10 protein-coding genes, 1 tRNA gene and 1 pseudogene are annotated in these 12,798 nt (G+C 58.3%); 6 read left to right on the top strand and 6 right to left on the bottom strand.

Annotated elements, in window-relative coordinates:
* Positions 1 to 387: 387 nt before the first annotated feature.
* Both V5279_RS03965 and V5279_RS03960 read right to left on the bottom strand, forming a co-directional pair.
* Positions 388 to 570 (bottom strand): DUF3551 domain-containing protein, encoded by a 183-nt coding sequence (locus V5279_RS03965; RefSeq protein ID WP_338701834.1) that lies wholly within the window; start codon positions 568 to 570, stop codon positions 388 to 390.
* A 101-nt stretch (positions 571 to 671) separates the two neighbouring features.
* Positions 672 to 745: transfer RNA gene (locus tag V5279_RS03960), tRNA-Gly, on the bottom strand.
* A 646-nt stretch (positions 746 to 1,391) separates the two neighbouring features.
* On the opposite strand from V5279_RS03960, the gene V5279_RS03955 reads away from it, so the two are divergent.
* On the top strand, positions 1,392 to 3,146 hold the full coding sequence (locus tag V5279_RS03955) for a DNA methyltransferase (RefSeq protein ID WP_338695279.1): 1,755 nt from the start codon (positions 1,392 to 1,394) through the stop codon (positions 3,144 to 3,146).
* A gap of 412 nt (positions 3,147 to 3,558) precedes the next feature.
* Positions 3,559 to 3,967, top strand: a pseudogene (locus tag V5279_RS03950) (helix-turn-helix domain-containing protein); the annotation flags it as partial.
* Positions 3,968 to 3,969: 2 nt separating this feature from the next.
* Here V5279_RS03950 and istB read toward each other — a convergent pair.
* Together istB and istA are read right to left on the bottom strand one after the other, a co-directional pair.
* A complete protein-coding gene (istB, locus tag V5279_RS03945; RefSeq protein ID WP_166107168.1) occupies positions 3,970 to 4,833 on the bottom strand; it encodes an IS21-like element helper ATPase IstB in 864 nt (287 codons plus the stop codon).
* Positions 4,833 to 6,332, bottom strand: a complete 1,500-nt coding sequence (gene istA, locus V5279_RS03940) for an IS21 family transposase (RefSeq protein WP_166309211.1) — start codon at positions 6,330 to 6,332, stop codon at positions 4,833 to 4,835. The genes istB and istA overlap by 1 nt, the downstream gene beginning before the upstream one ends.
* 65 nt (positions 6,333 to 6,397) lie before the next feature.
* Here istA and V5279_RS03935 point away from each other — a divergent pair, with 65 nt between their 5' ends.
* Entirely contained in the window at positions 6,398 to 7,084 is a 687-nt protein-coding gene (locus V5279_RS03935; protein WP_338695276.1) for an IS630 family transposase, read from the top strand.
* Here V5279_RS03935 and V5279_RS03930 read toward each other — a convergent pair.
* Positions 7,071 to 7,331, bottom strand: coding sequence for a hypothetical protein (locus tag V5279_RS03930; protein WP_338695274.1), 261 nt, complete (start codon positions 7,329 to 7,331; stop codon positions 7,071 to 7,073). The two genes, V5279_RS03935 and V5279_RS03930, sit on opposite strands and share 14 nt — an antisense overlap.
* A gap of 805 nt (positions 7,332 to 8,136) precedes the next feature.
* On the opposite strand from V5279_RS03930, the gene V5279_RS03925 reads away from it, so the two are divergent.
* The 3 genes from V5279_RS03925 to V5279_RS03915 all read left to right on the top strand — a co-directional run bounded on the left by V5279_RS03925 (position 8,137) and on the right by V5279_RS03915 (position 10,253).
* Positions 8,137 to 8,556, top strand: a complete 420-nt coding sequence (locus V5279_RS03925) for a hypothetical protein (protein ID WP_338695272.1) — start codon at positions 8,137 to 8,139, stop codon at positions 8,554 to 8,556.
* Positions 8,557 to 8,801: 245 nt separating this feature from the next.
* Entirely contained in the window at positions 8,802 to 9,482 is a 681-nt protein-coding gene (locus tag V5279_RS03920; protein WP_338695269.1) for an HAD family hydrolase, read from the top strand.
* Between the two features lie 3 nt (positions 9,483 to 9,485).
* Positions 9,486 to 10,253: an NAD(P)-binding domain-containing protein gene (locus V5279_RS03915; RefSeq protein ID WP_338695267.1), complete on the top strand. Its 768-nt coding sequence runs from the start codon at positions 9,486 to 9,488 to the stop codon at positions 10,251 to 10,253.
* Positions 10,254 to 11,090: 837 nt separating this feature from the next.
* On the opposite strand, the gene V5279_RS03910 is transcribed toward V5279_RS03915, so the two are convergent.
* Positions 11,091 to 12,614, bottom strand: coding sequence for an outer membrane beta-barrel protein (locus tag V5279_RS03910; protein ID WP_338695265.1), 1,524 nt, complete (start codon positions 12,612 to 12,614; stop codon positions 11,091 to 11,093).
* Between the last annotated feature and the right edge of the window lie 184 nt (positions 12,615 to 12,798).

The raw sequence follows: 12,798 nt of genomic DNA, 5'->3' as shown, positions 1-12,798 counted from the left end.
TTCCGGCGGAACTTCGTTCTCAAACGCGGAGAACTACGGAAACATAAGTGCGCGCTGTGAGAAGAACAGGTTGAGTACAGTTCGTTAGACGCGCACGTTGCGTGAACAGATCGCCGTATTATCCCGGGATCATCGCGGGAAGCCTGTCTGCGGATTGGCTCTGCGAATTTTCGGTCAGGAATCCCTGTCGCGATTGCGGCGAGTGAGATCGAGACGCTCGACGCGCTCGTCAATCCGCCGGTTCAGTTCCTGATCCTCTTTCGAATTCTTGCCGCGACGGCCGCGAACCACAAATGCGCACCCGATCAAAACGATCGCAAAGAGCGCGTAGTGCCACCATTCCATGCATCGATCTCAAATGGATGCTCGCGAATACGCGCGACAAATTTACCGTTCCAGCCTGTAAGAGCGCACCGATCTTGGCGCGTAATAAGGGTTGATCAGACAGGTCGCCGGAAGCCCCATGGCGGCCGCCTGGCACTGATCCAGCGACGCGAAGATGCAGTCCATTCGGTCGCCGATCAACGAACCGTAAGCATGCATGCAGACCGGATAGCGTGGGTCATACATTTGTGCAGACGCCGACCTTGTCATGCAAAGCGCGCTTAGCGCAAGCAGCAGCGCTCCAAGCAACTTCACATCAGGTCTCCTGCTGTCACCGCGAAATACATTGGAGCGGGCGAAGGGAATCGAACCCTCGTATGCAGCTTGGGAAGCTGCCGTTCTACCATTGAACTACGCCCGCAAGTAACTGATACCGTTACTTTATTATTTGGCACTCAAGTGCCGTGGCACGGTTTTGGCACGCCGTTGCCACCCGACCTTAGCGCAGCGGCATATAAAATTCCATATCCAATGGCTCGCACCAATCGCTTCGTCGCGATCTCAACGAGGAATTGTCCCCAAAAAATCAATTCTGGCCGGCCGCACATCGCGTCCCCTCCGATGGGGCCTAGTCGCCTTGAAGCAATCACTCGCAATCAACACCGGCTGCGCGCAATGAACTCCTGCGCGGCCTTCCGGCTCTCCCAACTCGGTCCCCCTTGGACTTCATGGCCTGCGCTCTCTGGGCATGTGAAAAACGAGCGCGACACCCGACGCGATCCACAGCTCGGGCATTTGAGTCTTGACGCGAGATCGGAGCCGGGGAAGACCGCACCGCGCGTCCAGACGAGCGTCTTGAGATCGACGTCGTACTGGTAGATGCCGAATGCATGCCGTCACGGTCGCCTAATGCACGCCGCGCGAAATGCGCCTGCCGCGCATCGAGGCGGGGTTGGCCATGAGTGTTCACTCAGGGTTAACCATGCCGACACCAATCCCGCCCCCGTAAGGGAACCGTTGGAGGTTGTATCCGAATATCCGCTCCCGTATGAGGACGGGGTTCTGACGTGACTAAATCAGGTCTAAGAAATCGGCTTTATTTTGGAGACAACCTAGACTGGTTGCAGCGGATCGAGCCGAACAGCGTTGACTTGGTGTATCTTGATCCTCCGTTCAATTCCAACGCCACCTACAACATCTTGTTTCGTTCCCCGGTGGCTGAGGACGCATCGTCACAGATTGCTGCCTTCGACGATACATGGACTTGGGAGAATGGCGCAGAGCGCGCTCTCGATCACGTTCGAACGCTGGACCTAGACACCTTTATGCTTCTGGACGCACTTCGCCGCACCTTTTTGAAGGAAGGCGATGTAATGGCTTATCTCGCCATGATGGCGCCACGGCTGCTTCAAATGCGCCGCGTGATGAAACCTACTGCCACGCTCTATTTGCACTGCGACCCAAGCAACAGCCACTACCTCAAAATGCTTTTGGATTGCGTGTTTGAGGGCCAAGGCTATATCAACGAAATCAGTTGGAAGCGAACAACGGCCAAATCAGATTACGCGCAGGGAGCGACACACTACCCTCGCGTGCGAGACGTGCTGTTAGTTTATCGCAAGGATGCGTCCGCCACGGCGACTTTCACTCAGCAATTCGCTGCGTATGACGAGGCCTATATCGCGAAGAAATATGGCCTAAGAGACCCTGACGGCAGAGCGTACCAGCTCGACAACATCACCGGTCCGGGCGGCGCAGCCAAGGGCAATCCCTCATACGAGGTTATGGGGGTGACGCGGTACTGGCGCTACTCCCGCGAGAAAATGAACGATCTGATATCGAAAGGGCTCATTGTTCAGCCCAGACCCGGCGCAGTTCCTCGGTTCAAACGATACCTGGATACGATGCCGGGCGTCACAGTGAGCGACGATTGGGGCGATATCAGCGCCATAAATTCGCAAGCTAAAGAGCGCCTTCATTACCCGACGCAAAAGCCGCTGCAACTTCTCGAAAGAATAATAGCGACCTCAAGCAAAGAGGGTGATCTGATCCTCGATCCATTTTGCGGATGCGGCACTGCAATTCATGCAGCCGAGAAGATGAGGCGCAGGTGGGTCGGGATTGATGTTACGTATCTCGCTATTCAAGTCATACAAGACCGTTTCAAGACGTGGCTTCCGCACGCGCTATATGAAGTTGACGGGATACCTCGAGACGAACTCTCAGGCAGAAAATTGGCCGCCCTCGATCCATACCAATTTCAGCTTTGGGCCGTAGGCAGGGTTGGTGGACAGCCGCGTGGAAAGGGCGCTGATCGCGGTATCGATGGAGAAATCATCTTTCTGCGTGGTGCCAAGGACTACGGCAGAGCAATTGTCTCCGTTAAAGCTGGAAAAAATGTCAATCCAGATATGGTCAGGGCGCTGAAGGGCACAGTTGAGCGTGAAGGCGCGCATATGGGAGTCTTTGTTTGTCTCGATCAGCCGTCGAAGGATATGCGGACCGAGGCCGCGACCGGTCGTAATATAGAACTGCCGGGCGGGATCCGCCCGCGCATTCAAATCGTGACGCTGGACGACCTTCTTGCCGGTCCAAGTTTGGGGATCATAACCAATTTGAACACAGTGCAAGTCGCAATTGCCGCGAAAGCGGAAGATCGGAAAAAGCCTAAGCGCGCGCCGACACCTGCGGAGGTTAGGGAGTCACCGCCTTTCAAATATCCAATTCGGGGAGGGAAATCGAAAGTCCAAGAATCCCTGCCGATCGACGAGCCGCTTTTAGTGGCCCCGCAACCGCGATCTAAACCCAAGCGCCGCGGCTGATCGCCCTAGCATTACAGTTGCATCTATCTGAAGGTTCTGAATCCGACTCTCGTCAGCCTTTGGAGCAAAACGCAGAATGGCCAACGCCATGGACGACGCAGATATACTGGCCGCAGTCACGCTTCCGAGACAATCGATGGCGTAACCACAATGTGAAGAACGGCCGAGGAAAGACCAACAAAGCAACTTCGCTGCGTTGCTCGCATATCCATTCCACTCATCTCTCGCCCACCCCGAGGACGGCCACTCTCTTCCTTTAAGTTCGCGACGGGTGCGGGCCGCGGCAAGCTGAAGGACCAGAACCAAGAAACCACATGTCCAAGGCTAGCCACATTTACTCTTGATCCGGGGCGTCAGCGCACCACCCTAGTACCCACTTTTCTTGGAACGTGAGTCGTGATTCAAGATATGGATGATCCCCGAAGCAAGAGAAGTCCACCTTTCGCGGAGAGACCGCAAGGTTCTTGAGGCGTGCTGTCGCTCGCCGGTGACGCTGCAGTGCGATTTGAAGCGGGCGCGGATAGTTCTGTTGGCGGCGGACGGGCGCAGCACCCGCTCGATCGCCAAAGAAGTCGGGGTCCAGCCGCGGATTGTCAGCCTTTGGCGGCATCGCTATGCCGACCATGGCCTTGAAGGGCTGTAAGACAAGCCGCGACCGGGCAAGCAGCCGATTTATTCGAAGACGACCGACAAGCGGATTCTGAAGCTGCTGAACCAACCGCCGCCGGAGGCGGTTCGCACGTTGGACCGGGCCGCTGCTGGCCGAGGCGCTGGGCGATGTTGACGTCCAATATGTCTGGCGGTTCCTGCGCAACCACAAGTGTCAATCGGCGTTCGACTGGGACCCCCTATCGGCATCCAAAAGGGACCCCTTTGATCGGCGTGCTCTGCTGGTAGCGCTCGGGTCGTCGGAGCTGGTCGGGGTTGCGGAGACGGCGCGAGCGCGGGTTGTTTGAACATCGTCGCGGCTTTTGAATCGCCAGCTGTCGTTGCCGGTCTCGACGATGTCGCAGTGATGGGTCAATCGGTCGAGTAGCGCGGTGGTCATTTTGGCATCACCGAACACACTGGGCCATTCGCCGAACGCAAGATTGGTGGTGACAATGATGGAGGTGCGCTCGTAGAGCCGGCTGATGAGATGGAACAGGAGCTGACCGCCGGATTGCGCGAACGGCAGATAGCCCAGCTCGTCGAGAACGATGAAGTCCATGCGGGTCAGATGCTCGGCGAGCCGTCCCTGCCGACCGTTGCGGGTCTCGGTCTCGAGCCGGTTGACGAGGTCGACTACGTTGTAGAAGCGTCCTCTGGCGCCATCGCGGATGCAACTTCTGGCGATGGCAATGGCCAAGTGGGTTTTGCCTGTACCGGTGCCGCCAACCAGCACGACGTTGCGTTGTTGGGCGATGAAGCCGCCGCCAGCGAGATCATTGACGAGAGTCTGATTGATCGGCGTGCCGTCGAACTGGAAGTCGGCGATGTCCTTGGCGAGCGGCAGCTTGGCAATGGTGAGCTGGTATTTGATCGACCTGGCTTGCTTCTCGTTGATCTCGGCGTTGAGCAGGTCGCCGACAATGCGTTGAGGCTCGTGCTGGCGCTTGACGGCAGTTGCCATGATCTCGTCGAAGGCAGCCTTCATGCCGTAGAGCTTAAGTTCGCCCATGAGGTCGAAGATTTGGGTTCGTTCCATCAGATGGTCCTCCGGAGGTTGTCGTAGCGGGCACAATCGGCGATCGGTGCATGACGGAGCGTCAGTGCGGCCGGCGTCATGATGTTGGCCGGTGGGGCGGGTTCACGTTGACGGGCCAGGATATTGAGAACGACATCGGCGGAATGGACGCTGTGACTGAGCGCTTCGGCACAAGCCGCTTCCACCGCGGACAGACCGTCAGTCAGCACCGCGGTGAGGATGTCGACCATCTGCCGATTGCCATCGTCGGTGCTGGCCAGCTTGCGCCGGATCCGCTCGATCGCGGCCGGCAGCACCCAGTCTTTGAAGGGAGCACCGTTGCGCAAGGCGCCGGGTTTGCGGGCGAGCACCGGCACATAATGCCAGGGGTCGTAGACGGTATCGCCGCGGCCAAAGGATCGCGGGTGCTCGGCAACGATACGTCCATCCTGACGGATCACGATGCGATCGGCATAGGCTTGAACCTCGACCGGTCGTCCGACTGCACTGGCTGCGACCGAGTACTTGTTGTTGTCGAAGCGCACCAGGCAGGTCTTCGAGACCGATGCTGTCACCGCATGGAAGCCGTCGAAGCGGCCGGCATAGGGAACGAGTTTGGGGCGTTCGGCTTCGAACACGTCCCAGATCGTCTGATCGACCAGCTCCGGATGGCGATGAGCCTTGGCGTAGGCGATGCACTTGTCGAGCAGCCAGGCGTTTAACTCGTCGAGGTTTTTGAACCGCAGCCGCGGCGTGAAGAAGCGCTCCCGGACCAGCCCGACCTGGTTCTCGACCTGCCCCTTCTCCCAGCCCGACGCTGGCGTACAGGCGACCGGATCGACCAGATAGTGGCTGCACATCTGCAGGAAGCGGCGATTGTAGAGACGGCCTTTACCGACAAAGATCGTCTCCACCGCGGTCTTCATGTTGTCGTAGATGCCGCGGGTGCAGGTGCCTTTGAACAGGGCGAATGCCCGGTCGTGGGCGTCGAACACCATCTCCTGCGTCTCCCGCGGATAGGCCCGCACGAACAGCATGCGACTGTGACAGAGCCGAACATGAGCAGCCTTCACCATCACCGTGGTGCCGCTCAGCAGGACCACCTCGTGGCTCCAGTCGAACTGGTAGGCTTCGCCTGGTGCAAAGCTCAGCGGCACATAAGCCGACGCTGTCGAGGTGCCGCGTTCCTTGGTCCACCGTCGGGCGTATCGACGAACCGCATCATAGCCGCCGGCATAACCCAGGCCGCGGAGTTCCTCGAATAGCCGGATCAGCGTCAGCCGTTCCCGCGCCGCCTTGCTCTCATTCCCTGCCAGCAACCGATCAAGCTCGGCACTCCAGGCACCCATCTTCGGGAGCGGCTGCGTCTCGCGCTCGTACCGGAACTCCGTCGCTTGAGAACGAATGACCTTGCGAACCACCTTCCGCGATACGCCAAGTTCTCGGCAGATCGCCTTGATCGGACGACCATCAACAAAGTAGGCGCGACGGATCTTACCAATCGTCTCCACCACCAGCATCCCAACCTCGGCTTCCATGACTCGATGGAAGCCACTGTGGACCCTTATCCCGGGGTCCCGATTGGATGCCGATCACCCCGAAACGGGGTCCTTATTCCATGCCGAAACACAACCACAAGATCGACCTTGTGGTTCGCAAGTCCTGGTGCGAGAGCAATGACCCGCACTTCACGGCCAAGGCCACCGATGTTGTCGGCCTCTACGTCGCCCCGCCCGCGAGGCCATTGTGCTATGCGTGGACGAAAGCGAGCGCAGGGCTATCTGAAGTTGCCCAATGGCCGCGCCTTGACCGGTCAGAGCCACGACTACAAGCGGCATGGCACGACAACGCTGGTTCGGCACTCGAGGTTGCCACCGGAAAGATCATCGCGACGCATTCAAAACGGCGGCGTCGTGTCGAGTTCCTCGACTTCATGAACGGCGTCACCGCTGCTTTTCCGGACCGCCAGCTTCACGTCATCCTCGACAACCTCAACACCCACAAGAAGAACGAGCCCTGGCTCAAGGCCCACCCCAATGTGCAATTTCATTTCACGCCGACAAGCGCGTCCTGGCTCAATCAGGTCGAGATATGGTTCTCGATCTTGCAGGGGCAGTCGCTCAGCGGTGCTTCCTTCACAAGCCTCAAGCAGCTGCAGGAACACATCGATGCCTACGTCAACGCGTACAACGACAAAGCTGAGCCCTTCGTCTGGACCAAGAAAAAGGTCCGACAACGACGCTTCAAAGGCCGCCGTATCACTCAGCTCTGATTCCGGGTACTAGGCCGACAGATATCAAGTTACCGTACCTAGGCAGCCTGGCGAGCTTGTCGAGGATGTACTGCGGCGCCCCTTCTTTGATCTCGACGCCGTAGTCGAAGACCAGCCCATCATCGTTGGCGATGTCGTGTATGCTATACTCAATCTCATCTAGCTCATCAGGCGTGAGGCCGAGTGCCGCGGCAATCGCCTCGGCTTCCTCACGGTCATACCGATCTTCAAGCTCTCTGCTGCTCATTGGGCACCAGTCCTCCCATCGACACAGCATAGGACGCTGGTCTGACAGGCGCTTGACAAATTCGAAGCCCGGCCAGGCAAGGTAGGCGGATGTGTATGGCGTCTGTGCTCGTGATCGCGAACTCGTAGGGTCTCCGCGCTCGCGAATGGGCTCTCGAAGCGCGACGAGCTTTTGGGAATCGGCAGAGCGAACTGCGACCTCGAAGCGGTATGAATTTAAGCTTGTCCATTGGACGCTTCTTTTGCGAAATCGTGAGAGCTAGCCTATGAAGAAAACTTCTGTTTCGGAGGCGGCCTAGGCGGCGGTCTAGTCGCTACAAGCTCCGCAATCGCGGCAAGTATGGCGCCGGTTTCGATCTTCCCCTCAGACCGTTGTCTGAGCGCCGCTGTGGCGTTCTCGAAAGCCTCTTCATGGGTCACGAGATGATCTCCACAGCGCGCCGCTAGCCCGATGTCACAGAAAGGCGCGCGGGCGGGGGGCCGCACGCGCGCAAGTTTGTGGTACGAAGGACGGCTTGGCTGTTTTCATGAGGGCAACAAAATAGCAGCCAAGCCACGTAACTCTCAGCAACCAGCGTGCCAAATAGTCGTAATGCAGCTTCGCTTAAAGAAAGGCAAAACGCCACTTTCAGCCAAGGCCCGAATAACTACTCGCACTTCGATGGCGGCTTCCGGACATACATGTCATCAACCGGACGCGGCAGAACGAGATCGGACGCGCAAGCGCAATCGGGGTTGCCCTGGGAGGGATTGTTGCGCAGCGACTGCAAGCAGAAGCAGATCCTACATGCACGATCGTTTCATCCATGCCGCGTACTGGTGGCCCGTTCGCCGATGGCCTGTTTGCTTCTCTTGCTGAGTACGGGCTGTTCGCCAAGCGTCGTGAAGTGGTCGCAACGACGTTTCTTCAGCGAACACTCCTCGGCACAACCGGCGAACGAAAGTCTCGCATTTCTCAAAAGTACCGAGTACTGGAAACTGACCTTGCCAAAACCAGCATAATAATTGTGGACGAAGCACTCATTCGCGGCGATACCAGTCAAGCTGTCACGAGCATGCTCCTTACCGCCGGAGCCAGAGCCGTGCATTGGGCGATCGGTTCGCCGCCAATAGTGGCGCCGAACTACTACGGCATGGGTATCGACACACTCGATGAGCTCGCATTCTGGCAGATTTGGAAACGACTGCCATCCGAGCAACGAGCGCAAAGCCTTCGCTTTCACTAGATGGAACCCCACGTTCTGAGACTCTTCGAAAGAAACATCGCGACATCCATCAACGCAGCCACGATAACGTATCTGCCCTTCCCACTGCTAGAAGCGTTGCTGCCCCGCAGACCTGACGGCTTCGATTTCTCACCCTTTACATTCGAGATGCGAACTCCAGCGGGACAGGAGCGCGCGGACAGGAATCTGCGCGAATTGATGGGGGATCTTCCCAGCACGCATCAGTTCACGCTTGAGGTCAGCTCATGAAACCCGTTCTCGTCTTTGATTGGAATGGAACGCTGCTCGATGATGCGCACGCGTTGCTCCAAACGACCAATGCTATTCTCGACCGGTTTGGTCACGCGCCGATCGACATGAAGACCTTTCGGGAACGTTGCGACGTTCCGCTATCTCTTCTTTATCGCAATATCGGAATGTCGCAGGACGAGATTGCGGCCGTCGACCGCGATGGGAGCGCTGTCTTTCACGACACCTATGAACCTCTTGCCGATCGAGCGGATCTGCGAGAGGGCGCGCGTAGACTGCTGGAGCTAGCGCACCGAGAAGCAGCTTTGTCGGTCATCGTGAGCAACCATATCGTCGCCCCCCTTCGATCCCAATTGAGAAGACTTGAAATTCATGACTACATCAACGAAGTTATCGCCTTTGAAAGCCGCGCCACTCAATACAAATCGATGAGCAAAGGAGAGCGGCTTCGCCTCTACATGCAGAAGAACAAGCTCGACCCGGCGTCAACCTTCATGATCGGCGATATGCCGATCGAAATCGATATCGCACGCAATCTCGGACTCGTAAGCATATCGATCACCGGAGGTTTTGTTTCGGATTCGCGGTTGCGGGCGGCGAATCCTGACTACACGATTAACAACCATTATGAGCTGTTGCCCATCTTACAAAGGCACGGCTTCTTCCAGAATGCGTGAACCATGTTCAGCGAGGCATCATCACAAAACCCCGGTCCTAACAATGCGAAGCGGAGAATAGGCCTGGTCGGCGTCGGGCGCATGGGAACTGGAATTGGCATTAGTCTGATGCGTCACCAAATTGAACTGCATATCAAAGCCAACAAGAATCGTTTCGGTGCGGATCGATTGGCTACAGCCGGCGCCTGTGAACATCCTTCGATCGCTGAGCTGGCGCAGCATGTAAGCGCGGTAGTGCTGTCCCTGCCGTCAAGCCGCGAGGTTGAGGCAGCGTGCCTTGGGCAGGATGGGCTTTTTGTCCGTATGTCCCGTGGAGGCTTGATAATTGACTGCACGACATCTTATCCTACTTCGACAGTTGCGCTGGCGGAGCAGGCTCAAGAACGTGGCCTAGGTTTTGTAGATGCCCCAGTAACAAGGAGCCCCGAGCAAGCAGAGCTCGGCCTTCTCAATGCGATCGTTGGCTCGAACGGCCGAGCAGCGAAATCGACGCGCTTATGCCATGGAACCACGCCGCCTGACGGCCTCAGCTTGGCTCAGCTTGCCGCTTACGCCGGAGTCGCCTACGACACTGCACATGCGCTCGCCAAGAGCGCCCAGGCTGAGCCACCGTCTGCGCCCCCTGTGCTGACCTCACTCAGCCCGGACACCGCCGTCTCTGGCGATCCGGACTTCGTGCTTTCATGCATCGGCACCGGCTTCGACCAGAGCACGACGATCATCTTTGGCGACTACGACGAAGAGACCACGCTGGTCTCCGACACCGAGTGACCACGATCGTCAAGCCGTCCCTCTTCGCCGCCGCCACTGTGCCGGTGAAGGTTCGCAACGGCCCTGGCTATTCGGACCCAATCGCCTTCAGCTTCACGGCACCCGCAGCTCGCGAAGAGAGAGAGCAGCATAGGCGTCGCCGCTAAGCTCGCCTTGTTGGACCGGAGCCGAAGGGAAGCCCCGGTCCATCCCCCCAATAAAGGCTGCACATTGCGTCGTGCCAAGCCCTCCTCATTCAACGCCACGCCATGCGCGCACGCGAACGTAGGGCCAGCTCCCGCCCCTGGGCAGGCCTCAAGGAGGACCCCGCCGTCGTCCGGGTCCTTTGGGGGTCCCCGACATCGCGGGGGACGCGCGACCGCCCCTATTGAGGGTATCTGCTGCGAGAAAATTCGTGGTTGCGGTTACAGCGAAAGCAGCGTCCTTCAATGTCCGCTATGAACGCCTCCCTCGCGTGGACGTGCGCGGGGCATTTAGCGACCTTAGTCGACGCTCACGTCCACGACCTGACGGCTATTGAGATCGTATTTGTAAGTGACCACGCTGTGCACCGTGGCGCCGTAGGCGTTGTGGAATTCGGCTTCAGCCCTGCGCCTCGGCTAGCGGACCAAGCCCTCAACGTCGAGTTAGCAGAACTGGACAGGGCGCCTGCCCGGCAACGGCACGGTCGACGATCGTGATCGACGCGCCATATTTCTTTTCGCTGCCGTCATGAAGCGACGAGTTTCGTCACTTGCCAATGACGCCGGCGCCAATATTGGCGCCGGCGTCATTGGTCACTACCAAAGCTTGACGGTGCCGTCGAAAGCCTGCTGCTTGGCTGCAGTTGTGATCTTTTCAATCGAATCGATAGGACGCCTGAAAGAACGTACCCCAGCGCTCCATGCTGAACTTCGAAAACTGAGTCGGACTAATGATTCCCGGGCCAGCACAGCCTGTGCATGTCCATGGGCTGTCCGTTTTGGTCCACATTGCCCAATAGCGCCCGCCGACTCCGAGGCTGACATTCTTGGTAATGAAGTAGGACAACACGCCTTCAATCTGGACGCCGCCGCCACCATTTCCGCGTTGTTCAACGATGGTAGTTGCCTGGCGCAACAGATGGTTGTCACGCCCTTTGAAATCGGTCCAGGGCAGGTAGGCGACGTCCGTGCTCAAACGCCAACGCTCGGTGAGCATGGTTTCGGCGCTGAGGCCGAGCCGAGGTGCATTCCACTGAGTATTCTGGCTGCCAATGACCCTATCGTCGCCGGGAGGCAAGCATGGACTCGCCGGGTTGGCGATCTGTACACACCTCCTCGAGTCGGAGCTCTGTTCGTAGTAGGTCCAGCCGATAAATCCGCCGACCTTGTAGTTGGCGCCGCGCAAGAAATCGTAACCGGCGTCGGCCGTGTAGTAGGTGAACCTCCCGTTTGCCTGGCCGGATAGCGTGTTGACATAGGAAAGCGGCCCCGTCTTCCCCGTAAGGCCCCAGTCTTCATCGTTCATGTTTCCTTTGTTGAAGCGTCCGAGGCCAATAGTGCCCTTCAGGAATATTCCCCACGGGCTGTCAACACGGCCAAATGCTTCCCCGGAAAGCCCGTCGAGGCCGTGGTAAGTGATCCTTGATATAAGAATGTTGGGGTCTTCAAGCCCACCATAGCGCACTGCGCTGTTGTTAAATTGGAATCGTCCCCGGCTAAGCCAGAGCCGCGATCCGCCTTCGAACGACCAACCGGCCGTGTAAGCAATGGGCGCGGTGCCGGCAGGCACTTTCGCGTACAGTGGCGCATCCGACTGCGCCCACGGGTCGGCCGCAAAATGGTAGTTCAATCCGATCTTTCCGACGTGATAGTCGCTGGACAGGCCCGTTGTGTTCGCTGGCAGAATTGCGAATGGCGGATTTTGCACCGTCGGAGGAGTCGCGACACTTGGCCCACCGAAATGCAGGTAGTCATACTCGACTTTGACCGACCATGCAGGCGTAAGCGCTTGCTCAACGCCTAGCCCGATGATGCCACCGACCCGGCCATACTCGAAGTGGGTTTTCTCCTGTGGCCCCCCGCGTTCAAAATTGTTGAAGACGTCGCCCCGATTGTTTTGCCACGCCACGCCTCCCTTGAGATAGGCCAGCGTGTGACCCAGCGCGCCAAACGCATAACCGATGCGACCGGTCCCGGTGGCAAAGACGTTGGGACCTGCCTTGCAGTTTGCGCTCACGATAAAGCCGGAGGCGGCGAGGCAGGTATTTGTACCGTCGGAAACAGCCCCGCTGGCATCGAGTTCGACGCCAAACACCCAGCCGTTGTTCTGCCAGTTATAGCCGATCTGGCCGCCAACTGGCTGCACCTTCAGCAGCCGCTTGGAGGTACTGCGCTTCAATCCGGGGCGCACCGTGAGACATAGCGTTCTCCTACTGTTTCGGACAGATCTAGCTAGCGCAGCCACGCTCCGAACGGCCCTGCGGGCCTTACAAGGGGGCCGTGGCTCGGCTTCGCCTGCGCCCGCACCACCTCCCTTGTATCGGATCGCGGCTGCGCTTTCACGGTCGGGGGGAGCGACGGGA

Source organism: Bradyrhizobium sp. 26S5, assembly GCF_036923295.1.
Lineage (GTDB): Bacteria > Pseudomonadota > Alphaproteobacteria > Rhizobiales > Xanthobacteraceae > Bradyrhizobium > Bradyrhizobium septentrionale.
The sequence above is the reverse complement of the archived record's forward strand: the minus strand, read 5'-3'. Positions and strand labels throughout refer to the sequence as shown.

Coding starts and splice junctions, on each gene's coding strand:
- V5279_RS03915 (WP_338695267.1), top strand. CDS start 9,486: ATGTTCAGCGAGGCATCATCACAAAACCCCGGTCCTAACAATGCGAAG.
- V5279_RS03930 (WP_338695274.1), bottom strand. CDS start 7,331: ATGAGCAGCAGAGAGCTTGAAGATCGGTATGACCGTGAGGAAGCCGAG.
- V5279_RS03920 (WP_338695269.1), top strand. CDS start 8,802: ATGAAACCCGTTCTCGTCTTTGATTGGAATGGAACGCTGCTCGATGAT.
- V5279_RS03925 (WP_338695272.1), top strand. CDS start 8,137: ATGCCGCGTACTGGTGGCCCGTTCGCCGATGGCCTGTTTGCTTCTCTT.
- V5279_RS03935 (WP_338695276.1), top strand. CDS start 6,398: ATGCCGATCACCCCGAAACGGGGTCCTTATTCCATGCCGAAACACAAC.
- istB (WP_166107168.1), bottom strand. CDS start 4,833: ATGGAACGAACCCAAATCTTCGACCTCATGGGCGAACTTAAGCTCTAC.
- istA (WP_166309211.1), bottom strand. CDS start 6,332: ATGCTGGTGGTGGAGACGATTGGTAAGATCCGTCGCGCCTACTTTGTT.
- V5279_RS03965 (WP_338701834.1), bottom strand. CDS start 570: ATGTATGACCCACGCTATCCGGTCTGCATGCATGCTTACGGTTCGTTG.